Here is a 26,997-nt window from a genome sequence, read left to right on the forward strand (position 1 = left end):
ACGGGACCGGGGAACCGACGAAACGCATGCCGATGGCGGGAGTCTACTGTGGCTCCTGTTGGTGAAGACTCAGTCCAGCCGCTTCAGCCACGCGATCAGCCGCTCGTTGACCTCCTCCGGCCTCTCCTGCTGCGTCCAATGGCCGCAACCGTCGAGCAAATGGCCCTCCACCAGCGGAACATGCGGGCGCATGACACCGATCGGATCGGGGAGCGCGCCAAAGCCGGTGGTCGCAGGATCCTTCGTCCCACCGATGAACAAAGCGGGCTGCTCGATGCGCTGGTCACGGAAGGATTGCAGCCACGCGAAATCGCGCTCGTGATTGCGATAGCGGCTGATCGGACCGAGGAAGCCCGACGCCTCGAACTCCGCGACATAACAGTCGAGGTCCTCGGCGCTCAGCCACGCCGGGAATGGATCGGGATCGATCATGTCCTCCAGCAGCGTGGCGCCAGCGGCTTTGGTCGGCCAGGTGCCGGGCGGCGCATCGCCCGAGATCGCATAATAGAATTTGCGCAGGAAATCGCGCACGTTGCGTTCGGCTTCTTCTTCGGCCGGGCCGACTTCCTGGAACCATTCCTGGTAAAAGAAGCGCCCTTTGTTGGTGAAGGCATGCCGGAACGTTTCGGTGAACGGGCGCGTCGGGACGCCGGTATAGGGAACGGACAAGGCCGCGACGGCGCGGAACCGGTCGGGGCGGGTCAGCGCGGAGTTCCAGACCTGCGGCGCCCCCCAGTCATGGCCGACGAGGATTGCGGGCTGCCCAGGCTGAAGCGCATCGGCCACGGCGACGATATCCGCGACGAGGTGCTCCATCGCATAATCCTCGACCAGCTTCGGCTTGTCCGATCCGCCATAGCCGCGCACGTCGATCGCCGCCGCGGTAAAGCCGGCAGCAGCGACAGGGCCGAGCTGATGCCGCCAAGAATACCAGCTTTCCGGGAAGCCATGGATCATCAGGACCAGCGGACCGGTTCCTTCCACCGCGGTGCGGATGCGGACGGGGCCCGTATCGATCATCCGGAACTCGGGCATCGCTTCGTCTCCTACATTTTGTTGCTGCGCGCGAACGAAACATGACGGGTCACCACCCATCGGGCTAGAGGCCGCGTCATGTATCGGCTTCTTCCGCTCTGTTTCCTGTCGTGTCTGTCGATCGCCGCACCGGCTGCTGCGCAGACCAGCCATGACGAGGCGCTGTGGGTGAACGGCACGGTGATGGGCCGGATCGAGGGATCGGTGGTCTTCTTTGCCGAAGTGCAGCCGCGGATTGGCGATGGCGTCTCGCGCCTGTCCCAATTGCTGCTTCGCCCCGCTGTCGGCGTGGAGCTGAGCAAGGCGGTGACGCTTTACCAGGGATATGCGCGGGTCATCGATCCGGTGGAGAACGGGCCGGATCTGCGGGAGGATCGCTTGTTCCAGCAGCTGACGTGGAACGTCGGCAAGATCGGCCGGCTCGAGGTGCAATCGCGGACGCGGCTGGAGGAGCGCTGGCGTTCCGATGGCGACGGCATGTCGCTGCGGGCGCGGCAGATGATGCGCTTCGAATATCCTCTCGCCGCGGGCGTGAAGCGGGTGGCGGCGCTTGGCTCGGTGGAGGGCTTTGTCGGCTTCAAATCGGCGGAATGGGGCGGGGTGACCGGATTCGATCAGGTGCGCACGTTTGTCGGGCTGGAGATCCCGTTGCCGGGGACGTCGACGATCGAAGCGGGGTACCTCAACCAGACCCGCGATGCTTCTGGAAGCCGCGTTTCCATGGTTCATGCTGCGGCGCTGACGCTTTTCGTCAGGCTCTAGGCGCGGGAACATAGCACCTACTGGCTAATGGTCGGCGGGTGGCAGGCGCGGATCATTCGCTCACGCGCTCGGATGACCTCGCGCGAGGCGGAGCAGTGGCTCAGCACTCACCACCCAAGAAGAGCCGGCGGCGCTCTGGCTTCGACTGACAGGGCGCTATCGTACCGTTGCGCATCGAACGCTCCTGTGAGCGCTTTCGCACTAACCCCGCCGATCGCCGATCATCACCAGCCAAAAAGAAAGCGCCCCGCGAGTTTCCTCGCGAGGCGCTGACTTCATCATTGGCAGGCGATCAATGGTGCTTTTCGTCCTGGATCACCGGCAGGGTCTCGAACTGGTGGAACGGCGGCGGCGAGCTCAGCGTCCACTCCAGCGTCGTTGCGCCCTCGCCCCAGGGATTGTCCGGCGCCTTCTTGCCGGCCGCGAGCGACCAAATCAGGTTGATGAAGAAGATCACCATGCCCAGCGCCATGATCTCATAGCCGTGGGTCGCGATCTGGTTCCAATAGGCATAGGCATCCGGATAATCCGGGTAGCGCCGCGGCATGCCCTGTAGACCCAGGAAGTGCATCGGGAAGAACAGAATGTTCACGCCGGCGAAGAACACCCAGAAGTGCAGCTGCCCGAGGAACTCGTTGTACATCTTCCCCGACATCTTCGGGAACCAATAATAGAAGCCGGCGAAGAGCGCGAACACCGCACCGAGCGACAGCACGTAGTGGAAGTGCGCCACCACGTAATAGGTATCGTGCATGTAATCGTCGACGCCGCCGTTGGCGAGCACCACGCCCGTCACGCCGCCCACGGTGAACATGAAGATGAAGCCGATCGCCCAGGTCATCGGCGTCTTGAAGGTGAGCGAGCCACCCCACATCGTCGCGATCCACGAGAAGATCTTGATGCCGGTAGGCACCGCGATCACCATGGTTGCGGCGGTGAAGTACATCTTCGTGTTCACGGACAGGCCGGTGGCGAACATGTGGTGCGCCCACACGACGAAGCCGACCACGCCGATCGCGACCATGGCGTAGGCCATGCCGAGATAGCCGAAGATCGGCTTGCGGCTGAACGTGGAGATGATGTGGCTGATGATGCCGAAGCCCGGCAAGATCATGATGTACACTTCGGGGTGACCGAAGAACCAGAACAGGTGCTGATACAGCACCGGATCGCCGCCACCGGCCGGATCGAAGAAGGTCGTGCCGAAGTTACGGTCGGTCAGCAGCATGGTGATCGCCGCAGCGAGAACCGGCAGCGACAGGAGCAGCAGGAACGCGGTGACCAGCACCGACCAGGCGAACAGCGGCATCTTGTGCAGCGTCATGCCCGGAGCGCGCATGTTGAAGATCGTCGTGATGAAGTTGATCGCGCCAAGGATCGACGAGGCACCCGACAAGTGGAGCGACAGGATCGCCATGTCGACCGACGGCCCGGGCTCACCATAAGTGGAGAGCGGCGCATAAACCGTCCAGCCGGTGCCGGCGCCCGACCCGAAGAACGGCGAGCCCAGCAGCAGCAGGAAGGACGGCACCAGCAGCCAGAAGCTGATGTTGTTCATGCGCGGGAAGGCCATGTCCGGCGCGCCGATCATCAGCGGAACGAACCAGTTGCCGAAACCGCCGATCATCGCCGGCATCACCATGAAGAACACCATGATGAGGCCGTGAGCCGTGATCATCACGTTCCACAGGTGCAGCGCCTGATCGAACGTGCCCGGGCCGTGCAGCATCGCAAGCCAGGTCGGCAGATATTGGATGCCCGGATCACGCAGTTCGATACGCATCAGGCCCGAGATCGCGCCGCCGATGATGCCGGCGAAGATCGCGAAGATCAGGTAGAGGGTGCCGATGTCCTTGTGGTTCGTGGACATGAACCAGCGCTGGAAGAACGCGGGCTTGTGATCCGCATCGTGATGGTGGTGCGCATGGTCGTCGTGCGCCTGGAAGGCGGACGGATGAAGAGCGGTATCGGTCATAATCAGCGCCCCGAATCGCCGGTGCCGGCCGGATTGGTGGCACCCTGCTGGGAAGTGGCAGGTACGACGGTGGCGTTATCGGTCGGCCCCATCATGTTTTCCGCGGCGGCGGCAGCGTCACCGGCCCCGGCCGGGTTCTCGGCACCCGGCTGCAAGGTAGCAGCCGACGAGGAGGTGTTCGCACCCGGCATCGAGCCACCCTTTGAGCGGATCCAGGCAGCGAACTGCGCCGGGGGAACCGCCTCAACCGTGATCGGCATGTAGGCGTGGCGGGCACCGCACAGCTCGGAGCACTGGCCGTAGTACACGCCCGGCTTCTCGATGGTGAAGCTCGTCTCGTTCAAACGACCCGGAACGGCGTCCAGCTTGATCCAGAAGGCGGGGATCGCCCAGCTGTGGATCACGTCGTTCGCTGTCGTGATCAGGCGGATCGGCACGCCGACCGGCAGCACAACGCGGTTGTCCGTGGCGAGCAGACGGGGGCCATCTGCATCGGTGCGGAAGCGCTCACCGGCGCCAACCTCGTTCTGCTCCTTCAGCATGTTCGCGGTGATTTCGAGGCCACCGTGATCCGGATATTGGTAGCTCCAATACCATTGGTTGCCGATTGCCTTCAGCGTGACGGCGTTCGCCGGGGCCGGCTTGAACTGGGCAGAGAGCAGGCCGATCGACGGCACGGCGATGGCAACCAGGATCAGCACCGGCGCCAGCGTCCACACCACCTCGATCGCGGTGTTGTGGCTGGTCTTCGACGGGATCGGGTTGGCAGCCTGACGGTAGCGGATCACCACGTAGACGAGCAGCGCCAGCACGAGCAGACAGATCACGACGATCAGCGGCAACAGGATGTTGTTGTGGAACCCCATCGCGCGCTGGCCATTTTTCGTGACCTGCGGCTGGATCGACATGAGTCGATCCGTCGGCTGACCAACGACGGGACTTGCCGTCAGTGGTGCGGAATCGGCTTGCGCCGCCCCCGGTGCCGCGGGAGCCGATTCCGGCGCCCGTTCTGCGACATTGACCGAATTGCCGATCGCTGCCGCCTCGGTCGGAGCGCTTGCGACGCCGCCCCCTGTTGCCGCCGGCTGGGCTGCGGCGGGCGCAAGCCCGGCCAGCGCGAGCCCGGTGGCCAGCATCAATCCCTTGAACACGCTTTTCATCCGTGCGGTAACCTTGCCTCTCCAGTGCGAGGCCCGCACACCCCCTGCGCAGACCCCTTGGACACTGTGGCCTATACGGAGGGGTTTCGCGCGCCTCAAGCACGCATGTTGCTTTAATTTGCGCCAGTCGCGGGCCGTGCGTTGCATGGCCGCCGCGTCGTTCGTATTTGCGCAGGCCGACGAAAGGGCTTTTGGTGACCAACGACGAGGTTCTGGCAGAATTCCGTGCGGCGGACGCGCTGCTCGAGGGACATTTCATCCTGTCGTCGGGCTTGCGATCGTCGCGCTACCTGCAGTGCGCGCGCGTGCTGATGGATCCGCGGCGCGGCGCCCGGCTGGCCGAAGCGCTGGCTGATCGAATCCCCTCGGACGTGCGCTCGCGCATCTCCGCCGTTGTGTCCCCGGCCATGGGCGGGGTGATCGCGGGGCATGAGATGGCGCGCGCGCTGGGCGTGGAGGCGATGTTCGTTGAACGGCCGACCGGCACCTTCGAGCTTCGGCGCGGCTTTCGCCTGGAGGACGGGCAGGAAGTGCTGATGATGGAAGACGTCGTCACCACCGGACTTTCTTCCCGCGAAGCGATCAAGGCGATCGAGGCGGCGGGCGGGCGAGTGATCGCCGGCGCCGCGCTGGTCGACCGATCGAATGGCAGCGCCGATATTGGCGTCCCGTTCTTCCCGCTGATCCGCCTCGATGTGCCCACCTATGAGGCCGATGCCTTGCCGCCGGACCTTGCGGCGATCCCGGCGATCAAGCCGGGCAGCCGGTCGGCGACATGAGGCGGCCGGCGGCACGAAAGGAGGATCGATGAGCGAACATTTGCGCCTGGGCGTCAATATCGATCATGTCGCCACCGTTCGGAACGCGCGCGGCGGCATTTATCCCGATCCGGTTCGCGCGGCGCAGCTCGCGGCCGAAGCCGGCGCCGACGGGATCACCGCCCATTTGCGCGAAGACCGCCGCCATATCACCGACGATGATATTGCGCGGCTGTCAGAGACCCTGACGGTCCCGCTCAACCTGGAAATGGCTGCGACCGAGGAGATGCTGCGGATCGCGCTTCGCCATCGCCCGCATGCTGCCTGCATCGTGCCGGAAAAGCGGGAGGAGCGCACGACGGAGGGCGGCATCGATGCGGCGGGGCAGTTTGATCGGCTGCTGCCGATGGTTTCGGCGTTGCGCGAGGCCGGAACGCGAGTGTCGTTGTTCATCGAACCCGACGCGCGCCAGATCGATGCCGCGATGCGGCTGGGCGCGCCGGTGGTGGAATTGCACACCGGCCGCTATTGCGAACTCGACGGCGCCGCGCGGACGGAGGAACTGCGCCGGATTGCCGATGCGGCCGCGCTCGCGGCCAAGAACGGCATCGAGGTTCACGCCGGCCACGGCCTCACCTTTGACAATGTGGCGCCCATCGCGGCGATCCCGCAGGTAGTGGAGCTGAACATCGGCCATTTCCTGATCGGTGAGGCGATCTTCGTCGGGCTGGCCGAAAGCATCCGCCGGATGCGCGCCGCGATGGATGCGGCGCGATGATCGTCGGGCTCGGCTCCGACCTTTGCAATATCGAGCGCATCCAAGCGTCGCTCGGCCGCTTCGGCGCCCGGTTTGAGAACCGCGTGTTCACCGATGTGGAGCGGGCCAAGGCGCAACGTCGGCCGTTCACGATCGCTGGCACCTATGCGAAACGGTTCGCGGCCAAGGAGGCCTTCTCCAAGGCGGTCGGCACAGGTTTTCGCCGCGGTGTCTTCATGAGGGACATCGGCGTGGTGAACGCGGCCTCCGGTGCCCCGACGCTCGCGCTTTCCGGCGGTGCCAAGGCGGCGCTTGACGCCCTGATTCCCGCAGGCCACCGCCCGCGCATCCATTTGACATTGACCGACGATCATCCCTGGGCGCAGGCCTTTGTGATCATCGAGGCCATCCCGGACGAGTGAACCGCAGGACCGTGAATGATCTGGCCGAGAAATTGCCGTTGACGGGCGAGCCGCCGGCTGACGGAGCGCCCGAACAGCGGAGCGGCCGTGGCTTCGACTGGTGGGGCGAGGTGAAGGGCCTGTTCTGGCTGATCCTCGCCGTGCTCGGCTTTCACAGCTTCATCGCCAAGCCCTTTTACATTCCCAGCGAATCCATGCTGCCCGGCCTGGAGGTCGGCGATCGACTGGTTGTGTCGAAATATGCTTATGGCTGGTCGTTCGTCTCGCCGACACTACCCAACCCGGCGGCGATCTTCAGGGGCACGGTTCTGCATCAGCCGGTGGACAGTTGGTCGTATCAATTGCCGGACTGGCGGGGCCGCCTGTGGGGTGCGATGCCGGAGCGCGGCGACGTCGTGATCGTCACGCCGCCAGGGCAGACCAGCGATTATATCAAGCGGGTCATCGGCCTGCCCGGCGACACCCTTGAGGTGCGGGGCGGAACGGTGATCCTGAACGGAAAGCCGGTGGTGCGCGGCCCCGCCCACTACAAGGACCTGCCTGTCGATCGGAACGCCACCTGCGATCCGTGGCAATATCCCGAGGCCCGCATCACCCGCGCCGATGGCGCCACCGTCTGTCGCCTGCCGATCGTCACCGAAACGCTGCCAAACGGCCGCCGCTTCGACACGGTGGAGCTGGGCGCGAGCCCCGGCGATTATTACGGGCCGATCCGGATTCCTGAGCGGCATCTATTCCTGATGGGTGACAATCGCGATCGCTCGGCCGACAGCCGCTTCGCGCTGGGCGGCAGCGAAAAGGGCCTCGGCGGGCCGGTGCCGTGGGAGAATATCGGCGGGCGGGCGGAGTTCATCACCTTCTCCGTCGATGGATCGGCAACCATCAACCCACTTACGTGGTTTGGGTCGCTGCGGAGCGGCCGGACGGGCATCTCGCTACATCCGGAGGAAACACGTTGAGCGATGCGGGCGTAAAGGTGGTCGAGGGGGCCAGCCCGCACGAAGTCCGCGATCCTGCCACCCGGCGCGAATTCAAGCGCGCCGCCGTATGGCTTGGCCTCGCCTCGGCGATCGGCCTGGTCGTGCTGCTCATTCAGCCGTTGCTGATCATCTTTGCCGGCATGGTCTTTGCCGCCCTGCTAGAGGGCGGGGTCCGGCTGCTCGGCCGTGTACTGCCGATCGGACGGGGTTGGCGGCTGCTTATTGTCTGCCTTTTGACCGTGATCTTCCTGGTCGCGACCTTCGTGCTTACCGGCGTGCAGGTCACCGAGCAGGTCAACCAGCTGCGCAACACGCTTGAGACTCAAGCCGTGCAGCTCACCAGCTGGCTGACAAAGCAGGGCCTGATGCCGGGCGCTTCCGACATCAGCGGCATCGCCCGGCAAGCGATGAGCTCGGTCGGACGGCTCACATCATGGGTGGGCTCGGCGCTGGGCGCGCTCACCACCATGTTCATGATCCTGGTGATCGGCCTTTTCATCGCCATTGATCCGCGCAGCTACGAGCGCGGCCTGCAATGGATGATCCCGGAGGAGAAGCGCCCGGAATTCGCGATCACCATGGATCGCATGGGAAGCACCCTTCGCCGGCTTCTGTTCGGTCGCATCATCGGCATGGTGGCTGAAGGCGTGCTCACCTGGTTTGCGCTGATGCTCGGGGGCGTGCCGATGGCGCTGATCCTGGGCATCCTGACGGGTATTCTCGCCTTTATCCCCAATATCGGTGCCTTCATTTCCGGGGCGTTGATGATTGCGGTGGGCTTTTCGGCCGGGGTCGACACCGGCATCTGGGCGATCGGCACCTATGTGATCGTGCAGACGTTCGACGGCTACGTCCTGATCCCGATGGTGGCGAAGCGCACCGTCGACATGCCCCCGGCGCTGACGCTTGGCGCCCAGATCCTCGCCAGCGCACTGTTCGGCATTCTTGGCTTGGCGCTTGCCGACCCGATGACGGCGATGATCAAGGCCGCGATGGAGCGGCGTAGCGAAACCGTTGAGGACGAGCGCGCGGAGGAGACCCACACATGAACATCGTGCTGCACGACTATTGGCGCTCATCCGCTTCATACCGCGTCCGGATCTGCCTGAACCTCAAGGGCGTGGCCTATGAGACCGTGGCGGTGAACCTGCTCGCCGGTAATCAGGCGAGCGAAGCGAATCGCCGGATCAATCCGCAAGGCTTTGTGCCGACGCTGGTCGTGGATGGCCGGCCGCTGACCCAAAGCCTGGCGATCATCGACTGGCTCGACGCGAACTTTCCCGATCCGCCGATGGTGGACAAGGACCCGTTCGTGCGATCGGGCCAGCTCGCCCGGGCGCTGGCCGTGGCCGCGGATATTCACCCGCTGAACAACCTGCGCGTGCTGAAACGGCTAGAAACGCAGTTTGGCGCCAATCAGGCCGCGCGCGACGAATGGTATCGCCACTGGGTGGCGGAGGGTTTGTCCGCACTGGAACAGATGGCGGGTGACGGCCCGTTCCTGGGCGGCGACTCGCCCGACATCGCTGATGTGTGCCTGGTGCCGCAACTTGCCAATGCCCGGCGCTTTGCCATTCCGCTAGACGATTTTCCCAAGCTTTGCGCCGCTGAAGCGGCCAGCCTTGCCCTGCCGCCCGTCCAGGCGGCGATGCCCGAGCGCGTCAAACCGGCATAAGCGAATCGAACAACTGGAGGTACCGCGACGCCGAGTCCGCACCCCGCGGCGCAACGGGGTGAGGGCGAACTGCGTCGCCGAGCCAATGGTCCAGCGCCCTCGCCAGCGCGGCGCCATCATTGCGCGGCACGATGGTGCCCAGCGACGGGCTAGCGACGATCTCCGCAACGGCCGGCGCGCAATCGGTCGTCACCACGGGCGTACCGACGGAGAGCGATTCAGCCAGGACGCCCGGCACCCCTTCGAAATCTGAAGTCAGCGCAAGCACGGCCGCGCCGGCCATTGCAACGATGGGATCCGCGACATGGCCGGGAAGCAGCAATTCCACGCCACCCGCTTCCGCTTGCGCGGCCAATGCAGCACGGCATTCCCCTTCTCCTAAAATAACGAGCGGTATCCGCTGGTGCAGATGCGGCAGCGCATCGATGAGGCGGTCCCAACGTTTCTGCGGGACGAGACGCCCGACACCCAGAACGTACCGGCGCGGCAACGCTGGCAGCGATGCCTCGGCGCCCCGTTGCGCAGGCGGATTGGGGATAACGGGGATCAGGCTGCGGGACAGCCGCATTGCACGGGCGACATGCTCCGCGCTCGCCTCGGACATCGCCACGACCCGGTCGAGGAACCTCGGGTGCTGGCGCAGCCACGCCGCATGCGCCGCCGCCACCAATCGCCCGTGATCGGGCCGTTCCAGCGCATTCGATACCTTGGCGACGATCGGCGGGCACGTCGTGCCCAAACGCAATCGCGTCCAGGCTGCAATGCCAGTGTAATGACTACCTGCGCAGAATAGCAGGTCCGGGCGCAATGCCTTCACGTGGCGAGGAAGAGCGTGCATCGCGGCATAACCACTGGCGCCGAGCGGGATTACCTCGACGGCCGCCGATATCTCTCGGCGCAGCGGGCCCGAAGGGTCACCGATGACCAGGGTTACTCGGCGGCCCAGGCTCGCCCACTCACCCGCAAGGCGCAGAAGGGCCCGCTCCACGCCGCCGCCGCGCAACGTCTGGGCGTAACTGAGGATGTGTCGGGCGCCGGTCATCTTGCTTGGATGCAAACTACGGCCCAGATCGCCGCCGAAAAGAAACCACATTCGGGCGCCATTCGCCCACACCGCCCGTCAGATGTTATGCGGGACGCGTGCAAAGGAAGCCCGAGGTCTTGAGCGCAAAAGCCGACAGCGTGCCTGCGGGCGTGAGTGAAGCCGACCTGCCGGACATTGCGGCCTTGCAGCCGGCGGAAACGCTGCGCCGACGCTGGCCGTCGATTTTGGCCGCCGTGCTCAGCCTTGCCATGCTGGTGATGCTTGGGCGCGAGTTGCTGGACACGGGGGTTGCAGGTCTCAGCAAGGCGGCGCCTGATTCCCCGTGGTTCTATATTGCTTTCACCGGCCTTTACTTGGCGGCGCCTACCGGTGACTTCGTGATCTTCCGTCGGCTCTGGCAAATTCCCTGGGCCGGTTTCGGAGCGCTGCACAAGAAGCGAATAGCCAATGATGTGGTGCTCGGCTATTCGGGCGAGGCATATTTCTACGCCTGGGCCCGCGCACGGGCGAACCTGGTGGCGGCACCGTTTGGCGCGGTGAAGGACGTGTCGTTACTGTCCGCGATCGCCGGCAATGGCGCGACCATCATCCTGTGCGCGATTGCGCTGCCAGTCGGCTATCAGCTGATGCCGCGCGGCGTGCTGAATGCCGTGGTGGGATCGGCGGTGATCACCCTCGCCGTCAGCCTGCTCCTGATCCTGTTTTCCAAGCGGGTCTTTTCGTTGCCCCGCCGCCAGCTTTGGGAAGTGTTCTGGATCCACTGTGCCCGTATCGCGGCCAGTTCGCTGCTGTTGGCGCTCGCCTGGCACTATGCCATGCCGGAAGTGTCGCTTTGGATGTGGGTGTTCCTTTCGGCGGCGCGGCTGCTCGTCTCCCGCCTGCCGCTGGTGCCGAACAAGGACCTGCTGTTCGCCAGCTTCGCCATCCTTCTAATCGGCCGGGGCGAGGCGCTCAGCGAGATGATCGCCTTTGTCGCCGGGCTCACCTTGGTCGTGCATCTCGCTCTGGTACTGGCATTCGCATTGGGAGCCGGGTTCACCGGGTTGCGGCATTGGCGTCGCTAAAGCTCGCCTTGCTCCTTGCGGGCCTGCTCGCGCCGCTGCCGGGCGCGGCGCAGGTGCTGGGAAGCGACGCGGCTGCGTGCGTCCGGCGTGACCAGCCTGCGATCCAAGTGTCGGTGCTGGGACTGAAGGACCAAACCGGCAATCTGAAGTTGGAGTTGTTTCCCGCCACCGAGGATGATTTCCTGAAGGATGATCGCGATCTGATTGCCGAGGGAAAATTCTTCCATCGCGTTCGTGTCCCTACTCCGCCGGCCGGCCCCGTCACCCTGTGCATCAAGGCACCTGCTCCGGGGCGCTACGCGCTGTTCGTCACGCATGATCGCGACAACAAGAACAAGTTCAACGTCTGGACCGATGGTGCCGGCCTTCCGGCCAACCAGCGGATCGGCCGAGCGAAGCCCAAGCTGTCGCAGGCGATCGTTGATGTGCCGCGGGGCGTGAGCCTGGTCACCGTGCGCCTGCAATATCTACGCGGCTTCATCCCCAGCTTCGGCCCGGTGGACGACTGACATGCGGGTGGTGGACGTCAACGAATTCTATTCTCCCACTGGAGGCGGCGTCCGCACCTATATTGATCGCAAGATCGGCATCATGAGCGATCTGGGGCACGAACTGATCCTGCTCGCACCCGGCGAAGAGGAGCGGATCGACGAGCGGCCCGGCGGGGGGCTGGTGCATTTCGTACGCTCCCCCAAGCTGCCGTTCGACCGCAATTACGGGCTGTTTTGGGATCGCGATGCAGTGACCGCGCTGCTTGATCATTATGATCCCGACGTGGTCGAATGCTCGTCCCCATGGCGGCCCGCGTGGTTTGTCGGCCAATGGCAGGGCCGCGCGCTCAAGTCCTTTTTCATGCACAACGACAACATGGCCGCCTACGCCCAGCGCTGGTTCGAGGGGGTCGCGAGCCATGAGCGGATCGAGCGCGCCTTTGGCTGGTACACCCGCTACATGGCCCGATTCCTGGGCTTGTATGATTGTGTCGTCACCAACGGGCCGGCACTGGCGAAGCGCCTGTGCGCGCGCGGGCTCAGGATCGACGCGGCGATGCCGCTGGGCATCGAGGGCGGACACTTCACACCGGCATTGCGCGATGAAAAACTGCGCCAGGCGTTGTTGCAGCAATGCGGATTGAACGAGCGCGGGCTGCTCCTCTTGGGGCTCGGCCGCCATCATCCGGAAAAGCGCTGGCCGATGGTGATCGACGCCGTTGAGCGGGCCGGCGCCACGCTGCCGGTGGGACTTATCCTGCTGGGCCAAGGACTTGACACGGAGCGGATCGAGCGGCGCATTGCCGGTAGCCCGCACATCCGCCTGTTTCGCCCGGTATATGATCGCGAACGACTGGCGCGGATCATGGCGAGTTGCGACGCGCTGATCCACGGATCGGAGGCGGAGCCGTTCGGGCTGGTCGCGTCGGAGGCAATTGCGTCGGGACTGCCGCTGATCGTTCCGAATACGGGGGGATGCGCCGAAGTCGCCGACCCGGCCTGCGCGGAATTGTACCAGGCGCGCGACGCCGTGGCGTGCGCCGAAGCGATCGCCCGCATGCACGCGCGCGACCGGGCGGTGCTGCGCCGCGCCGCCATCACCGCGGCCGGGCGGGTGCGGACCGACCGCGAACATAGCGTCGATCTGATGGCCTATTATGAAGCGGCGCTGGCCATCAAACGGAGCGAAGCGGCCTGAGCCAGGACGGAGGCGGCCTCACTGCGCACCCCTGCGGCCATATATCGCGACCGTCCCGCGCCCCAGGGGTTGCCGTGCCAACAGAACATAGTCCCGCGCCACCGCCGCGGACACAATGGCACGGATTTCCGGTCGCTCACCAATGGAGACCGGGCGCATCACGATCACGCCGGGTGCCGCCGCCAGGATGCGGCGCACCTCCGCCGCTTGATCCACCCCGATCGCCCCGTGCTCGCGCGTGCGGTGGAGATGGCTGGGAAAGAGATAGCGCGTGACGCGGCAGCGGCGGACGGCGGCATAGATCTTTGGCGTGCCGGAATAGACCCACAGGCAGCCTGGCCCGTCGCCGATCACACGGACCAGCGCGCGGAACTCGGCCGGGCCACCGCGGCCCAGCCGATCGGTGACGACGAACATTGTTCCGATCAGCGCGGCCAGCCCGAGCGCCGCGACCCTGCCGCGCCGACTGGCCGCCAGGAAGCCGGCCGCGCACACCGCGCCAGGCACAAAGGCCGGGAGGGCATAATGATCGAACCACCCGCCGAAGCCGACGATTGCGGCGACCGCGACGCCAAGCCACGCCAGCAAAAAGCGCCGCTCGCTCGTTGCCGGCCCATGCCGCACCGAAGCCCAGGCCATCGCCACGAGCGGCGCCAGCAGCGCCGCGATCCTGGCGAAATTTCCCCAGCGTTCGAGCGGCGGATCAATCTGGCGCTCAGCGATGGACAGGAAATTGGCGTAGGTGAAAGCGCCAAGGTGGCCGATCGCGGCGTAGAAGGCCGCGGCAAGGGCGGTGGGCGATAGCGCAAGGAGCGCGAGGCCAACCGACCGGAGCGCGATCCGGCCGATCGCATCACCAGCGCGCCAGTCGCGCCCCACGATCCACAGGCCGAAGAACATCCCTTCGAACACGGCGGAATATTTCACCTGCAGCGCCAGGCCGACCAGCAGCATGGCGGCGGCGTCCCGGCGGCCACTGCGCGCCGTGTTGGCGAGGATCAGCAGCGCCGCGCCGGCCATCAGCGGATTGTAGAAGACCGGCGACTGGCCGCCCTGCCCACTCGCGAGATTGAGCCACAGGACATAGGCCACGCCCGCGAGCGTCGCGCCGCGCGCCCAGCCGCCGATCTCGGCCAGACGGGCGACCATCCAAGCGGTTGCGGTAACGGCCGCGAGCGCCAGCGCCTGATAGGCAAGGATTCCCCAGCCGAACGGCAAGGCCGCCGGCAGGAGATAGATCAAGAAGAGCCCGGGCGGCTTCCTGTCCCATACATCGACATAGGGGATCGCGCCGCTCCACATTGCGCGCGCCACGGTGAAATAGAAATCCTCGTCGATATGGACAGTCGGGTTGCCGAACGTCGCGGCGCGTGCGGCGACCGCCACTTCCAGCAAGACAATGAGCCGATATCGATCGAGGGCACGGACTGTCATGGGCCGATGCCTAGCCGTTGATCCAGCCGCCATGAAGCGCCTGCTTCCGCTCGCATGCGCCGATCATGCCGCACGCCGAGTCGTCGAAACCGGCAGTCTAGAGGCGCCGATTCGGGTGGCGCACGATGATTTCGGGCCGCGGATCATGACCGTCCTCGCCACTTTAGCCCGAAGTGGCCGATTGCGGTCTTTCGATCCGCAGCGAAACACATTATATATTGGCGGTTTGAAGCAACAGGAGAATTGACCATCCGTCCGCCCATGATGCGCCGGCCAATGCAGGCGCCGCCGATGAACGGCCCGCGATTTAACGAGTGGATCCAGAGCCAGAAGGTCCGCGTGATCGATCACGAGGGCGAGAATCTCGGCGTGATGTACACCCGTCAGGCGATCGAGCAGGCCAAGGAAGTCGGGCTCGACCTGGTGGAGGTGTCGCCCAACGCCGATCCGCCCGTGGCCAAGTTCCTCGATGTCGGCAAGTATAAGTACGAGGCGCAGAAAAAGGCGAACCTCGCCCGCAAGAGCCAGAAGACGCAGGAGATCAAGGAGATCAAGATGCGTCCGAACATCGATGATCATGACTACGACACCAAGATGAAGAAGGTGGCGGAGTTCATCGGTGAAGGCGACAAGGTGAAGGTGACCATGCGCTTTCGCGGACGCGAGCTGAGCCACGGCCAGCTTGGCATGGCCGTGCTTCAGCGCGTGGCCGAACAGGTGGCCGAAGTGGCGAAGGTGGAAGCCTACCCACGTATGGAAGGCCGCCAGATGCTGATGGTTCTCGCACCGAAATAATTTTTTTCGGTGTTCGCGATGAAAAGGCCGCGCTCCGACGGGAGCTGCGGCCTTTTTCGTGCTTGCCGTAGCGTCAACTGACACAAATGACAGGTCCGCTGCGGACCCATCGTGGCATCCAGGCGACAGCTTCATTCGAAAAGACATTTTCAACACAGAAAATTCTTTGCGCCTGTATCTGTGGCCCTAAAGGCGGCGCACCAAACCCAATCTTCAAAAAATAATCTGGAGAGCCCGATGCGTCGCGCCGCCTCGCTATTGTCCACCGCCGTTCTTTTTGCCGCCCTGCCCGCGCTCGCGCAGCAGCAGCCGAGCCAGGATCCCACCGCCGCCGGTTCGGTCGAGCAGCCGCAGGATGCCCCGGTCAGCGATACTGATCTTGGCGCGCCGCAGATGGGCGCCGGCGACATCGTCGTCACCGCTACCCGCCGTGCCGAGCGCCTCGCCGACGTGCCGATCGCGGTTTCCGCAGTAAGCCAGGCAGCGCTGCAAAATTCGGGTGCCAACGACATCCGTGGCCTGACCCAGCTCGCCCCCTCGCTGCTCGTGTCCTCCACCGGCAGCGAAGCGAATGCGTCGGCGCGTATCCGCGGCATCGGCACCGTGGGCGACAACCCCGGCCTCGAAAGCTCGGTCGCGGTGTTCATCGATGGCGTTTACCGTAGCCGCACCGGTTCGGGCCTGAACGACATCGGCGAGATCGACCGTGTCGAAGTGCTGCGCGGCCCGCAGGGCACGCTGTCCGGCCGCAACGCATCCGCCGGTGCGATCAACATCTACACCAAGCTGCCGTCGCAGGACTTCGGCGGCTATGTCGAGGGCACCTACGGCAATTACGACAACATCCGCGTGGCGGGTGCCGTAACCGGCCCGATCGTCAAGGACCTGCTGTCGTTCCGCCTCGACGGCGTGTTCCACAAGCGTGACGGCTTCCTGCAGGATGTCGTCAACAACACCGACTTCAACGACCGCAACCGCTGGTTCGTTCGTGGTCAGCTGCTGTTCGAACCGACCTCCGACCTCACGATCCGCCTGCTCGGCGATTACACCTGGCGCGACGAAAAGTGCTGCGGCGCTGTTTATGTCGACACGCGCGAGAAGCTCGATCCGACGCCGGGCGTACCGGGCGACTTCACCGTCAATCCGGCCGGGAACCGCATCGTCGACGTGCTGCGCAGCCTGGGCGGCGTGCTGCCGAGCGCGGGCGATCCGTACAACCGCCGCATTGCGTTCACGCCGGGTCGCGACTATTCGAACGAGACCAAGGATTACGGCGGGTCGATGCAGATCGACTACAACTTCGGCAATGCCTCGCTGACGTCGATCACCGCCTATCGCGAATATAAGTCGGGCAACGCCGGCGACATCGACTTCGGCAACGTCGACCTCGGCTACCGCGCCGACGACGGCAACGCCTTCCGCCAGTTCCACACCTTCACGCAGGAAGTCCGCCTGCAGGGCGAGGCGTTCGGCGATCGGCTGAACTGGCTGATCGGCGGCTTCTATTCGAACGAAGACCTGACGATCGCCGACAACCTCCAGTTCGGCTCGCAATATGGCGCGTTCGCATCGTGCCGCATCGTTGCGACCGTCAACGCCGCGGCGGCACTGCGCAACCCGGCGGCACCGGGCTGCTTGAGTGCAGCCGGCGCCGCCACGCTGACCGGCGCCTTTGGCCCGGCCGCGCCGGCGCTGCTGGGTGGCCTGCGTACGCTGTCCACGCTCAACAACCTGGGCGACCAGAACGCGCGTTACTATCAGGGCAGCGAGAACTACGCGTTCTTCACGCACAACATCTTCAAGCTGACGGACACGCTGTCGATCACCGGCGGCCTGCGCTGGACGCATGAGGCAAAGAAGTTCAGCGCGAACTTCAACAACACCAACACCGTCTGCCCGCAGCTGCAGCAGGGCCTCGCCCCGCTGCTCAGCAACGCGGCGCTGGCCAGCCTGGCCGGCGGCATCATCACCCTGGGCTGCACCGGCAATTCCTCGGTGGCGCTCAACGGGCTCGATCTGCGCGACAACTTCAGCGAGAACGAGTTCACCGGCACGGGCGTCGTTTCCTGGAAGCCGACGCGCGACCTGATGCTCTACGCCAGCTACTCGCGCGGCTATAAGGCCGGCGGCTATAACCTCGATCGTTCGGAGCTGGCGCCCAACGCCTTTGCCCCGCCGACGAACGCCGGCGCCGCGCGCCTGCGCTTCGATCCGGAGCTGGTGAACAGCTACGAAGCCGGCGTGAAGTATTCGAGCCGTCGCTTCACCGCGAACCTGACGGTGTTCCGTTCGGACTTCGAGAACTTCCAGCTCAACACGTTCAACGGCACCAACTTCGTCGTGCAGAACATCGGTTCGTGCTCGGAAAGCCTGAACGGCGGCGACCAGGACGGCTCGGCAGTGACGGGCCGCTGCACCGGCGACGTCGGCACGGGCGTTCGCAGCCAGGGCGTCGAGCTCGAGCTCGGCTTCTACCCGGCGCGCAACTTCGCGGTGAACCTCGGCTACACGCTGGCCGACACCAAGTTCCGCCGCGACCTGGTCGGCTCGGCCTCGGGTGAGCCGCTCGATCCGGCGCTGTTCCTGACGCCGGGTGGCCAGATGTCGAACGCGCCGCGCAATGTCGCGACGGGCTCGGTCAGCTGGACGCCGGAGCTGGGCAGCTCGGGGATGACGGCGCTGTTCTACGCCGATGGTCGTCTGTCGAGCGACTATAACACCGGCTCCGACCTCTTCATCGAGAAGGAGCAGGACGGCTTCTTCGTTGCCAACGCACGCATCGGCCTGCGCGGGCCGGACCAGAACTGGTCGATCGAAGGCTTCGTGCAGAATATCTTCGACATCAACTTCCAGCAGGTCGCCTTCAACGCGCCGTTCCAGGGCGCGGGCAGCCTTGGCCAGACGCTCCGTCTGGGCACGTCGCCGGCGAACCAGATCTTCTCGTCCTTCCTGGGCGAGCCGCGGACCTACGGCGTGACCGTTCGTAAGCGCTTCTGATCGAACGGGCGCGGGAGACCGCGCCCGGTTTTTGAACGCATCACCCCGGCTTCAGATCGCTGAAGCCGGGGTGATGTCGTTTAGGGGCAAGCGATTCGGCGAAAGCCGGATGTGCGGCAGCCGCGCGCGGGCGATCAGCCGGCGGAACCGGCGGGAGGCTCCCACAATTCGATCCCGTTGCCCTCGGGATCATGGATGCGGGCGAAGTGACCCGTCTCGGGCGAATCCCACTCGGCGCGCGTCTCGACCGCGATGCCGGCGGCCGTCAGATCGCGGATCATTCCGGCGAGATCGCTCACCCGCAGATTGATCATGAAGGCCTTGTCGGCCGCGAAATAGTCGGTCGCTTTCTTGAACGGCGCGAAAACGAACGGGCCGCCCTGCGCGTGCCAGAACCATTCACTGGGCGTGACCGCGGGATCGCCGCTGCAACCCGGGCCGATCTTCAGGTGATCGCGATACCAGGCGCTCAGCGCCTCCGGATCCTTTGCGCGAAAAAACAGGCCGCCCATTCCCAGCACCGGCATGGCCGAGTCTCCCTCTGGTCCCCTGGCATCCTATCGCAACGGAGCACCGCGGCGAAGGGGAGGATTTCAGGCGGCCAGTTCGACCGCGCGCCCGGCTGCGGCATCGAGCAGCCGTTTCTCCAGCGCCTTCAGCCGCGAGGTGGTGGCGATCTTATCCCCGGTCAGATCGGTGATGTAGAACGTGTCCACCGCGCGCTCGCCGTACGTGGCGACATGGGCGGAGTGGATCGTCACCTTTGATTGGAACAGCGCATGGGCAAGCTGATTCAGCAGCGCCGGGCGATCGCGCGCGGTTACCTCCACCACGGTGAAGCGATTGGACGCCTTGTTATCCACCAACACATTGGGCTCGATCCGGAACGCGTCGGCGCGCACGCGCGGCAGCGGCTTGGCCTTTAGCCGATCGACGAGCTTGCCGCGGTTCGCCAGCGCGTCCTCGATCGCGGTCTGCAAGCGGGCGAGCTGCCCCGCCTCGTCGAATGGTCGGCCGAACGGATCCTGGACGAGGAAATTGTCGAGCGCCATGCCGTCGCGCGTGGTGTGGATGCGCGCGTCGATGATGTTGCCGCCGGCGACATGGATCGCGCCGGCGATGCGGTAGAAGATGCCCGGATGGTCGGCGGCATAGACGGTGACGAGCGTGGCGCCGCGCTGCGCATAGACCTGCGCATCGATGGCGAGCCGCGCCTCGCCCACGCCGGCGACAAAGCGCGCGTTATGCGCCAGCACATCGTCGGGCTCCGCGATCCAATAGGCCTCGGGGAAACGACGCAGATAGGCCGCCATCGCGTCCGGGCCCCAGCCCAGCGCCTCGGCCAGCCCGGCCTGCTTCGCGGCAATCCGCTCGTCACGCCCGCGCTGCTTATGGCCGAGGCGCAGCACCTCCTCGGCGGCCTCGTACAGATCACCGAGCAGCTGGCGCTTCCATCCGTTCCACGTGCCCGGCCCGACCGCGCGGATATCCACGATGGTGAGGACGAGTAGCAAGCGGAGCCGCTCGGCCGATTGCACGACATGGGTGAAATCGAGGATCGTCTTGAAATCCGACAAGTCGCGCTTGAACGCGGTGGCGGACATCAGCAGGTGATAGCGCACCAGCCACGCCACCGTTTCGGTTTCGGCGCGGGTCAGGCCGAAGCGGGGACACAGCCGCTCCGCCACGGCAGCGCCCAGGATCGAGTGATCGCCACCGCGGCCCTTGGCGATGTCGTGCAGCAGCACCGCCACGTACAGCACACGGCGTGACACGATCTGCGGCAGGATTTCCGATGCCAGCGGGTGGTCCGCGGCGAGCTCCCCCCGCTCGATCCGCGCCAGCAGCCCGATTGCACGGATGGTATGTTCGTCCACCGTATAATGGTGGTACATATCGAACTGCATCTGCGCGACGACGCGGCCGAAATCGGGCACGAACCGGCCAAAGACGCCGGCCTCGTTCATCCACCGCAGCACCATTTCGGGATCACGCGGCGAGGTGAGCAGATCAAGGAACAGCGCATTGGCGCGCGGATCGGCGCGCACGTCATCGACGAGCTTCGCGTCGCGGGTGGCGGCGCGCATCGCCAGCGGGTGAATCTCCACGCCGTGCAGATCCGCGAGCTGGAAGATCTCGACCAGCCGGGTCGGATCCTCGGCAAAGAATGCGTCGTGCGGCAGTGCCAGTCGCCCGCGATCGAGCACGAAGCCCTGCAACTTGCGGGGGCGGCGGCGTAGCTGCGGAAGGCCGAAGCGGCGACCGCGGCCGGCAAACAGATCATCGATATGCGCGAGGAACACCCCCGTCAGCGCGCCGACGGTCTTCGCCTGCAGGAAGTAAAATTGCATGAACCGCTCAACCGCGGCCTTGCCCGGGCGATCGGCGTAACGCATCCGCTCGGCGATCTCGCGCTGCATGTCGAAGGTCAGCCGGTCCTCGGCGCGGCCGGCGGCGAGGTGCAGGTGGCAGCGCACCGCCCAGAGGAAATTGTCGGCGCGGTGAAACAGGCGGTATTCCGCCGGCGTGAAGAGCCCCTGGTTCACCAGCTGCGCGGCGCGATCGACGTCATAGACGTATTTGCCGATCCAGAAGAGCGCGTGGAGATCGCGCAGCCCCCCCTTCCCTTCCTTCACATTGGGCTCGACCACGTAGCGGCTGTCGCCCATCTTCAGGTGGCGGGCGTTGCGCTCGGCCAGCTTGTCGGCAATGAACTGACGCTCGCTGCCGCGCGTCACCTCGTTGCGGAAGCGCGCCAGCGTTTCGCGGTAGAGAGCCTCGTCACCCCAGACGTACCGCCCCTCCAGCAGCGCGGTGCGGATCGTCACGTCGCCCTTCGCCTGACGCACCATTTCGTCGAGCGAGCGCGACGAATGGCCGACCTTTAGCCCCATGTCCCACAAGGAATATAGCAGCGTCTCGATCACCTGCTCGGCCCAGGGCGGCTGCTTCCAGGGGGTGATGAAGGCGATGTCCACGTCGGAGAAAGGCGCCATCTCGCCGCGGCCATAGCCACCCACGGCCATCAGCGTCAGCCGTTCGGAGGCGGTGGGGTTGCTCAGCGGATACAGCCGCTGCGTCGCCAGATCGTACAGCAGCTTCAGCAGCTGATCGATCAGGAACGCCTGCGCATTCGCCGCTTCCAGCCCGCGTGACGGCCGCTCCGCCAGCCGCCGCGCGATTTCCGCGCGCCCATCGTCCAGCGCTTCCTTCAGGCGCCCGATTGCCTCGCGCCGGAGCAGCGAAGGATCATTGGTGGCGATCGCCGCGAGTTCCTCGGCAAGCGCGCGGCGATCCACGATGGCGCGGCGATTGGGCACATTTTCGAAGCGCGGGTTCATGCGCACCGATGTAAGCCAGCGCTGCGCCCGCGGCCACCCGCCCGATTGCCGGGCCGCTTATTCGTGGCGCAGCGCGTCGATCGGGTTCAGTCCGGCGGCGCGGCGTGCCGGGAAGTAACCGAAGACCACGCCGATCGCCGCCGCAATCGCGAAGGCCACCATGTTGATGGTGGGATCAAACGTCCACGGCACCTGCATCAACGGCGTTGCCCCGGCGATGACCAGCTGCGCCAGCACCAGGCCGATCAGCCCGCCGAGCATCGAGAGCACCACCGCCTCCACAAGGAATTGCATCAGCACTTCATTGGCAACCGCGCCGATCGCCAGGCGAATGCCGATCTCGCGCGTCCGCTCCGTCACCGACACCAGCATGATGTTCATGATGCCGATCCCGCCGACGACCAAGCTGATCGCCGCCACCGCCGCGACGATGCGCGTCAGCAACGTGGTGGTGCCCGTCAGCGTGTCGCTGATCTGCTTGGTATCGAAGATGTTGAAATCATCCTGCTTGGTGCCGGTGATGTTGCGCCGCTCGCGCAGGAGATCGCTGATCGAGGCCTGCACCGCCGTTGTGGAATAAGCCTGATCGACGCCGACCAGCATCAGACGAATGTCGCGGCTGCCGGTGAAGCGGCGCTGCACCGCCTTGATCGGCATCACCACCGTATCGTCCTGATCCCCGCCGAACCCCGCCTGCCCGCGCGCGGTCAGCACGCCGATCACGTCGCAGCTGATGTCGCCGATCCGCATGCGCCGGCCGACGGCATCGCCGCCCCGGAACAGGTTCTGCCGCACCGTATTGCCGATGATGCACACCGCCTTGCCAGCCTGCTCCTCGGGCACCGTCCAGGTGCGCCCCTGCGCCAGCGGCCATGGCTGCACGGTGAAGACGGCGTTGGTGGTGCCCTGGATCGTGGTGGACCAGTTCGCGCCTTCATAAATGGCGGTCGCGGCCGTCGAGGCCTGCGGCGCCACGGCGGTGACCCCGGCGACCTGCTGCTCGATCGCGGTCACGTCTTCGGGCTTGAAATCGGGCGGCCGCGGGCCGCCGCCGCCGCGCCCGAAGCCCTGGCCGGGACGGATCTGAAGCACGTTGGTGCCAAGCGCCGCGATCTGCTGCTGCACCGCGCTGGTCGTCGCCTTGCCGAGCGTAACCATCGCCACGACGGCCGCCACACCGATGACGATGCCGAGCGTGGTCAGGAACGAGCGCAGCAGGTGGCGGCGGATCGAGCGAAGCGCGAGAATGAAGGTGGTGCCGAACATGGGCTTACGATCCTTGCCGCAGCGCAAGGCCGCACGAGCGGCTGCCATGCGACGGCGCACAGCAGCGGGAGGTCCGACCAGCGCCGATCACGACACCTCCTGCCCCATGCGATGATTGGTATCGACCCGCTCCACCAAACCGTCTTTGAAGTGAACCACGGTGTGCGCAAAGGCGGCCATCTCGGGCTCGTGCGTCACCATCAGCACGGTGATCCCGCTCTCCCGGTTCAGATCGGTGAGCAGCTCCATGATCTCGATCGAACGCTCCGAATCGAGATTGCCGGTCGGCTCGTCGGCGAGCAGCACGTCCGGGCGGGTGACGATCGCGCGGGCGATGGCAACGCGCTGTTGCTGACCGCCGGACAGCTCCGCCGGGGTGTGATCCCACCAATCCGCGAGCCCGACCTTGTCCAGCGCCGCCATCCCCGCCTCGCGGCGGCGCTTGCGATCGTCGCCGCGATACAGGAGCGGCAGCTCGACATTCTCGAGCGCGCTGGTGCGGCTGAGCAGGTTGAAGCCTTGGAAAACGAAGCCGAGATACTTACGGCGGAGCAACGCGCGCTGATCGCGGTCCAGCGTTTCGACGTGGTGCCTGCGAAACAGAAAAGTGCCGGCGCTGGGCACGTCCAGGCAGCCGAGGATGTTCATGGTAGTCGACTTGCCCGACCCCGACGGGCCCATGACCGCGACGAAATCACCGGCGGCGATATCGAGATCGACGCCTTTCAGCGCCTGAAACGCGGTGGGGCCGCTGCCATAAACCTTGGTGACGGCGCGGAGCGAGATGATCGGATCGGTCATCGCGCGGGCGCTCCGCTGCGTGCCGGCCGAACGATGGTCGGCATTTCGCGTGCGTGCGGCGGCGCCTTTGTCGCGCAAGGCGGCATCCGGATCGCGGCTTTACGCTCCACCTGCGCCACCCGGGCCTCCCGCGCGCTGGCGCCGTTGTCCGCCACCGCCGCCGCGCGCGCCCTCTTCGCCGGCGGATAGCTGGCCGGTGATCACCTCCATGCCCGGCCGCAAGCCGCCCGAAAGCACTTCGGTGACGGCGCCGTTGGTGTCGCCCGTCGTTACCTGCACCGGCTGCGGCTGCCCATCGGCGCCCTTGATATGCACCGTCTGCTGCGCGCCGCGGCCAAGCGTCGCCTGGCGCTCCGGCCGGTCGCGGCGTGGGCGGAAGGTGAGCGAGCCGGCGATCCCGCCGCTTCCTCCGGCGCCCGCGGCGGTGGGCTTGAAGCGGAAGGCGGCGTTGGGCACGAGCAGGACGTTCTTCTTGTCGCTGGTGACGATATCGGCCGTCGCCGTCATGCCGGGGCGCAGCTCCATGGTGGCGTTCGCCACTGTCAGATCCGCAGCGTAGGAGACCACTTGCCCGGCCGTTGCCGTGGCGGCGGTGCCGGTGGAGGAGGCGCTGGCGCTGCTGGCCGTCAGGTTAGAGCCGAGATCAACGCGGGTGATGGTGGCGGGGAAGGTGCGGCCGGGGAATGCATCAACGGTGAAGCTGGCTGGCTGCCCCTCCTTTACCGAGCCGACGTCGGCTTCGTCGATCGCGACCTGCAGCTTCATCTTACTCAGGTCCTCGGCGATCACGAACAGGGTGGGCGTGTTGAACGACGCCGCCACCGTCTGGCCGGGATCGACCTGCCGCGCGAGCACCACGCCGTTGACGGGCGAGCGGATAATGGCGCGGTTCCGCTGCGTCTGGTTCTGCGCCAAATTGGCGCGCGCCGCGGCGACATTCGCTTCCGCCACGCGAAGCGCCGCCACTGCGCGCTGCGCATTCGCACGGCCGGCCTGCAATTCGGTTTGCGAGGGAACGCGGCCGTTGGAAAGGCGGTAAACCTCCTCCAGCCGCGCCAACTGGGCCTGCGCCTCCGAAACGGTGGCGCGCGCTTGGTTCACGCCCGCGACGTTGGCGGCGAGCTGCGCCTGACCGGCGCGGATCTGATCGTCGATCTGCTCGGGATCGATCAGCGCCAGTGCCTGCCCCGCCGTCACGCGATCGTTGACGTCCACGACGACGCGGGTGACGAGGCCGGACAATTGCGAGCCGACGGTGACCTGGTTAGTCGGCGCGAGCTTGCCGGTGGCGGAGACGGTGACGGTGAGATTCCCGCGGCGGACGGGTGCGGTGGCGTATCCCGCCTCCGCACGCGCGCCGAAGAGCCGCATCCCCAACAACACCAGGAGGAGGACACCGAGCGCGACGGCACCCCATTTCACCCAGCGGCGCCACGCCGGCTGCGGCTTCACCCCGAGGAAATCGTCGAGTTGCTCGGTCGCCATCAGCGGGTTCCGTCCTGGCTGTTGTTCGATGTGGTAGCCTCGGGCGCGGCGCTGGCGTCCCAACCGCCGCCAAGCGCGCTGTAGAGCTGGATCAGCGCGTTGGCGTGATCGGCGCGGGCCTGTGCGGCGCTGTTGCGGGCCGACAGGAGCGCCGCTTCCTGCTGGCTTAGCGTGGTGAAATCGGTGAGGCCCGTGCGATATTGGCTGCGGCTGAGGAGCGCGGAATTGCTGGCCGCTTCCAGTGCCACCGCGAACTCGCGCTCACGCGCCTCGGCGGTGCTGAGCGCCACCACGGCATTCTCGATGTCCTCCAGCGCGACCAGCACTGCGCGCTTGTAGCCGGCCAAGGCGGAGTCCGCGGCAGCCTCTGCGCCCCGGACCTGGCTCCTCAGCCGGCCGCCGTTGAAGATCGCCTGCGTCAGGCCGGCGAACAGGCCGCCGGTCACCGTGTCGAGCAAACCGCCGAGGTTGCCGGCGCGCGTGCTGATGTTGCCGCTGATCGCGAGCGCGGGGTAAAGCTGCGCGGTGGCAACGCCGATCTGCGCCGTCGCGGCGGCCAGCGCGCGCTCGGCTGCGCGCACATCGGGGCGCTGGCGCAAGACATCGGCGGGGATGCCGACGCCGGCGCTCTGCGGCCCGCGCGGGATCGGCCGGGGGGCGACGAGCATCGGCTTCAGCGCGCCCGGCGCTGCGCCGGTGAGGACGCCGAGGCGTGACACGGCAGCGTTATATTGCTGCTCGATCAAGGGAACGGAGGCGGCGGTCTGCGCACGCTGCACGCGCGCCTGCTCCTGATCGAGGCTGGAGACGAGCCCGGCCTGCACGCGGAAGCCGGCGATCTCCAGATTGTCGTCCTGGAGCGCCAGGCTGTCGCGGGCATTGGCGAGCTGCAACTGGTAGAGCCGCGCCAGCACGTAATTGCGCGCGACTTCGGCCTGGACGGACAGGAGCACCGTTGCCTGATCAAAGCCCGAAGCTTCATATTGGGCCTGGCTGGCCTCCACCGTGCGGCGGACCTCGCCGAACAGGCCAAGCTGGTATTGCGCGTCGAGGCCGAGCGAGAAATTCGATCCGCCGCCGCCGCCGATGCTCTGCGTAGTACCATCGGGCAGGGTGATCAGCGTTTGTCCGCCGCGCAGCGTTTCCGATCGGCTGAAGCCGCCCGACCCGTTCACCGTCGGCAGCAGGCTGGCGCGGCTTTGCACCAGTGCCTCGCGGGCCTGACGCAGCCTTGCGGAGGCTTGCGCGATGTCGAGGTTGCTCGCGGCGGCCCGCTCGACCAGATCGCCGAGCACCGGATCGTCGAAGCTGCGCCACCAGCGCGTCAGATCCTCACGCGTCGGCGCCGCGGTGACGGAGAAGGCGTCCGGCACGCCCAGTTCGGCGGACGTGCGTGGGCGATAGTCTGGCCCGACGGTACAACCACCAAGGGTAACAGCCCCAAGGACAGCGGAGAGAAGCGGAGCCCGCAAGCGCGTCATGGTTGCGGAAATGGTTGGAAGGCCCGCAAGGGTCCAGCGCTTTTGTGTCGCGATTTGTCGCAGCGTGATTGGGGG

Annotated in this window: 23 protein-coding genes; 12 read left to right on the top strand and 11 right to left on the bottom strand. The window is 66.0% G+C overall.

What is annotated here, in order from left to right; all coding sequences use genetic code 11:
- Positions 1-69 precede the first annotated feature (69 nt).
- Complete coding sequence (locus SPMU_RS12895) at positions 70-1,035, bottom strand: alpha/beta fold hydrolase (RefSeq protein ID WP_088334314.1); 966 nt, start codon at positions 1,033-1,035, stop codon at positions 70-72.
- A gap of 78 nt (positions 1,036-1,113) precedes the next feature.
- On the opposite strand from SPMU_RS12895, the gene SPMU_RS12900 reads away from it, so the two are divergent.
- The gene (locus SPMU_RS12900; protein WP_088334315.1) at positions 1,114-1,797 is read left to right on the top strand and encodes a DUF2490 domain-containing protein; all 684 of its coding nucleotides are present in this window, start codon (positions 1,114-1,116) and stop codon (positions 1,795-1,797) included.
- A gap of 292 nt (positions 1,798-2,089) precedes the next feature.
- On the opposite strand, the gene ctaD is transcribed toward SPMU_RS12900, so the two are convergent.
- Together ctaD and coxB are read right to left on the bottom strand one after the other, a co-directional pair.
- Complete coding sequence (gene ctaD, locus SPMU_RS12905) at positions 2,090-3,772, bottom strand: cytochrome c oxidase subunit I (RefSeq protein ID WP_088334316.1); 1,683 nt, start codon at positions 3,770-3,772, stop codon at positions 2,090-2,092.
- Between the two features lie 2 nt (positions 3,773-3,774).
- Positions 3,775-4,932, bottom strand: a complete 1,158-nt coding sequence (coxB, locus tag SPMU_RS12910; RefSeq protein ID WP_088334317.1) for a cytochrome c oxidase subunit II — start codon at positions 4,930-4,932, stop codon at positions 3,775-3,777.
- A 194-nt stretch (positions 4,933-5,126) separates the two neighbouring features.
- Here coxB and pyrE point away from each other — a divergent pair, with 194 nt between their 5' ends.
- Genes pyrE through maiA form a run of 6 tightly spaced genes read left to right on the top strand, consistent with a single transcriptional unit; the run spans position 5,127 to position 9,524 of the window.
- The gene (pyrE, locus tag SPMU_RS12915) at positions 5,127-5,711 is read left to right on the top strand and encodes an orotate phosphoribosyltransferase (protein ID WP_088334414.1); all 585 of its coding nucleotides are present in this window, start codon (positions 5,127-5,129) and stop codon (positions 5,709-5,711) included.
- A gap of 28 nt (positions 5,712-5,739) precedes the next feature.
- The gene (locus SPMU_RS12920) at positions 5,740-6,468 is read left to right on the top strand and encodes a pyridoxine 5'-phosphate synthase (protein ID WP_088334318.1); all 729 of its coding nucleotides are present in this window, start codon (positions 5,740-5,742) and stop codon (positions 6,466-6,468) included.
- Positions 6,465-6,869, top strand: a complete 405-nt coding sequence (gene acpS, locus SPMU_RS12925; RefSeq protein WP_088334319.1) for a holo-ACP synthase — start codon at positions 6,465-6,467, stop codon at positions 6,867-6,869. The genes SPMU_RS12920 and acpS overlap by 4 nt, the downstream gene beginning before the upstream one ends.
- Positions 6,866-7,828: a signal peptidase I gene (lepB, locus tag SPMU_RS12930; RefSeq protein ID WP_088334320.1), complete on the top strand. Its 963-nt coding sequence runs from the start codon at positions 6,866-6,868 to the stop codon at positions 7,826-7,828. The genes acpS and lepB overlap by 4 nt, the downstream gene beginning before the upstream one ends.
- A complete protein-coding gene (locus tag SPMU_RS12935) occupies positions 7,825-8,898 on the top strand; it encodes an AI-2E family transporter (protein WP_088334321.1) in 1,074 nt (357 codons plus the stop codon). The genes lepB and SPMU_RS12935 overlap by 4 nt, the downstream gene beginning before the upstream one ends.
- The gene (maiA, locus tag SPMU_RS12940) at positions 8,895-9,524 is read left to right on the top strand and encodes a maleylacetoacetate isomerase (RefSeq protein ID WP_088334322.1); all 630 of its coding nucleotides are present in this window, start codon (positions 8,895-8,897) and stop codon (positions 9,522-9,524) included. The genes SPMU_RS12935 and maiA overlap by 4 nt, the downstream gene beginning before the upstream one ends.
- Here maiA and SPMU_RS12945 read toward each other — a convergent pair.
- Entirely contained in the window at positions 9,511-10,566 is a 1,056-nt protein-coding gene (locus SPMU_RS12945) for a glycosyltransferase (RefSeq protein WP_088334415.1), read from the bottom strand. The two genes, maiA and SPMU_RS12945, sit on opposite strands and share 14 nt — an antisense overlap.
- A 119-nt stretch (positions 10,567-10,685) precedes the next feature.
- Between SPMU_RS12945 and SPMU_RS12950 the strand changes: the two genes are divergently transcribed.
- Genes SPMU_RS12950 through SPMU_RS12960 form a run of 3 tightly spaced genes read left to right on the top strand, consistent with a single transcriptional unit; the run spans position 10,686 to position 13,322 of the window.
- Entirely contained in the window at positions 10,686-11,633 is a 948-nt protein-coding gene (locus SPMU_RS12950) for a hypothetical protein (protein ID WP_088334323.1), read from the top strand.
- Positions 11,621-12,142 carry a DUF2141 domain-containing protein gene (locus SPMU_RS12955; protein WP_088334324.1) on the top strand — a complete coding sequence of 174 codons (522 nt, stop codon included), beginning with the start codon at positions 11,621-11,623 and terminating at the stop codon, positions 12,140-12,142. Before SPMU_RS12950 ends, SPMU_RS12955 begins: the two co-directional genes overlap by 13 nt.
- A gap of 1 nt (position 12,143) precedes the next feature.
- On the top strand, positions 12,144-13,322 hold the full coding sequence (locus SPMU_RS12960; RefSeq protein ID WP_088334325.1) for a glycosyltransferase: 1,179 nt from the start codon (positions 12,144-12,146) through the stop codon (positions 13,320-13,322).
- Positions 13,323-13,340: 18 nt separating this feature from the next.
- Here SPMU_RS12960 and SPMU_RS12965 read toward each other — a convergent pair whose 3' ends face one another.
- On the bottom strand, positions 13,341-14,756 hold the full coding sequence (locus tag SPMU_RS12965) for a hypothetical protein (protein ID WP_088334326.1): 1,416 nt from the start codon (positions 14,754-14,756) through the stop codon (positions 13,341-13,343).
- Positions 14,757-15,017: 261 nt separating this feature from the next.
- Here SPMU_RS12965 and infC point away from each other — a divergent pair, with 261 nt between their 5' ends.
- Positions 15,018-15,551, top strand: a complete 534-nt coding sequence (infC, locus tag SPMU_RS12970) for a translation initiation factor IF-3 (protein ID WP_088334327.1) — start codon at positions 15,018-15,020, stop codon at positions 15,549-15,551.
- A gap of 237 nt (positions 15,552-15,788) precedes the next feature.
- Complete coding sequence (locus SPMU_RS12975) at positions 15,789-18,548, top strand: TonB-dependent receptor (protein WP_088334328.1); 2,760 nt, start codon at positions 15,789-15,791, stop codon at positions 18,546-18,548.
- A gap of 134 nt (positions 18,549-18,682) precedes the next feature.
- On the opposite strand, the gene SPMU_RS12980 is transcribed toward SPMU_RS12975, so the two are convergent.
- From SPMU_RS12980 to SPMU_RS13005, 6 genes are all read right to left on the bottom strand, one after another.
- Positions 18,683-19,075, bottom strand: coding sequence for a VOC family protein (locus SPMU_RS12980; protein ID WP_088334329.1), 393 nt, complete (start codon positions 19,073-19,075; stop codon positions 18,683-18,685).
- A gap of 66 nt (positions 19,076-19,141) precedes the next feature.
- A complete protein-coding gene (locus tag SPMU_RS12985; protein WP_088334330.1) occupies positions 19,142-21,889 on the bottom strand; it encodes a [protein-PII] uridylyltransferase in 2,748 nt (915 codons plus the stop codon).
- A 57-nt stretch (positions 21,890-21,946) separates the two neighbouring features.
- Positions 21,947-23,155 carry an ABC transporter permease gene (locus tag SPMU_RS12990; RefSeq protein WP_088334331.1) on the bottom strand — a complete coding sequence of 403 codons (1,209 nt, stop codon included), beginning with the start codon at positions 23,153-23,155 and terminating at the stop codon, positions 21,947-21,949.
- 87 nt (positions 23,156-23,242) lie between these two features.
- Positions 23,243-23,956, bottom strand: a complete 714-nt coding sequence (locus SPMU_RS12995; RefSeq protein WP_088334416.1) for an ABC transporter ATP-binding protein — start codon at positions 23,954-23,956, stop codon at positions 23,243-23,245.
- A 99-nt stretch (positions 23,957-24,055) separates the two neighbouring features.
- On the bottom strand, positions 24,056-25,441 hold the full coding sequence (locus SPMU_RS13000) for an efflux RND transporter periplasmic adaptor subunit (protein WP_088334332.1): 1,386 nt from the start codon (positions 25,439-25,441) through the stop codon (positions 24,056-24,058).
- Positions 25,441-26,922, bottom strand: coding sequence for an efflux transporter outer membrane subunit (locus SPMU_RS13005; RefSeq protein WP_088334333.1), 1,482 nt, complete (start codon positions 26,920-26,922; stop codon positions 25,441-25,443). The genes SPMU_RS13000 and SPMU_RS13005 overlap by 1 nt, the downstream gene beginning before the upstream one ends.
- Between the last annotated feature and the right edge of the window lie 75 nt (positions 26,923-26,997).

Source organism: Sphingomonas mucosissima (assembly GCF_002197665.1).
GTDB classification, from domain to species: Bacteria; Pseudomonadota; Alphaproteobacteria; order Sphingomonadales; family Sphingomonadaceae; genus Sphingomonas; species Sphingomonas mucosissima.

Coding starts and splice junctions, on each gene's coding strand:
- maiA (WP_088334322.1), top strand. CDS start 8,895: ATGAACATCGTGCTGCACGACTATTGGCGCTCATCCGCTTCATACCGC.
- coxB (WP_088334317.1), bottom strand. CDS start 4,932: ATGAAAAGCGTGTTCAAGGGATTGATGCTGGCCACCGGGCTCGCGCTG.
- SPMU_RS12985 (WP_088334330.1), bottom strand. CDS start 21,889: ATGAACCCGCGCTTCGAAAATGTGCCCAATCGCCGCGCCATCGTGGAT.
- SPMU_RS12895 (WP_088334314.1), bottom strand. CDS start 1,035: ATGCCCGAGTTCCGGATGATCGATACGGGCCCCGTCCGCATCCGCACC.
- infC (WP_088334327.1), top strand. CDS start 15,018: ATGATGCGCCGGCCAATGCAGGCGCCGCCGATGAACGGCCCGCGATTT.
- SPMU_RS12975 (WP_088334328.1), top strand. CDS start 15,789: ATGCGTCGCGCCGCCTCGCTATTGTCCACCGCCGTTCTTTTTGCCGCC.
- SPMU_RS12960 (WP_088334325.1), top strand. CDS start 12,144: ATGCGGGTGGTGGACGTCAACGAATTCTATTCTCCCACTGGAGGCGGC.
- SPMU_RS12990 (WP_088334331.1), bottom strand. CDS start 23,155: ATGTTCGGCACCACCTTCATTCTCGCGCTTCGCTCGATCCGCCGCCAC.
- SPMU_RS12995 (WP_088334416.1), bottom strand. CDS start 23,956: ATGACCGATCCGATCATCTCGCTCCGCGCCGTCACCAAGGTTTATGGC.
- acpS (WP_088334319.1), top strand. CDS start 6,465: ATGATCGTCGGGCTCGGCTCCGACCTTTGCAATATCGAGCGCATCCAA.
- SPMU_RS13005 (WP_088334333.1), bottom strand. CDS start 26,922: ATGACGCGCTTGCGGGCTCCGCTTCTCTCCGCTGTCCTTGGGGCTGTT.
- SPMU_RS12920 (WP_088334318.1), top strand. CDS start 5,740: ATGAGCGAACATTTGCGCCTGGGCGTCAATATCGATCATGTCGCCACC.
- SPMU_RS12945 (WP_088334415.1), bottom strand. CDS start 10,566: ATGACCGGCGCCCGACACATCCTCAGTTACGCCCAGACGTTGCGCGGC.
- SPMU_RS12900 (WP_088334315.1), top strand. CDS start 1,114: ATGTATCGGCTTCTTCCGCTCTGTTTCCTGTCGTGTCTGTCGATCGCC.
- SPMU_RS12965 (WP_088334326.1), bottom strand. CDS start 14,756: ATGACAGTCCGTGCCCTCGATCGATATCGGCTCATTGTCTTGCTGGAA.
- SPMU_RS12980 (WP_088334329.1), bottom strand. CDS start 19,075: ATGCCGGTGCTGGGAATGGGCGGCCTGTTTTTTCGCGCAAAGGATCCG.
- SPMU_RS13000 (WP_088334332.1), bottom strand. CDS start 25,441: ATGGCGACCGAGCAACTCGACGATTTCCTCGGGGTGAAGCCGCAGCCG.
- ctaD (WP_088334316.1), bottom strand. CDS start 3,772: ATGACCGATACCGCTCTTCATCCGTCCGCCTTCCAGGCGCACGACGAC.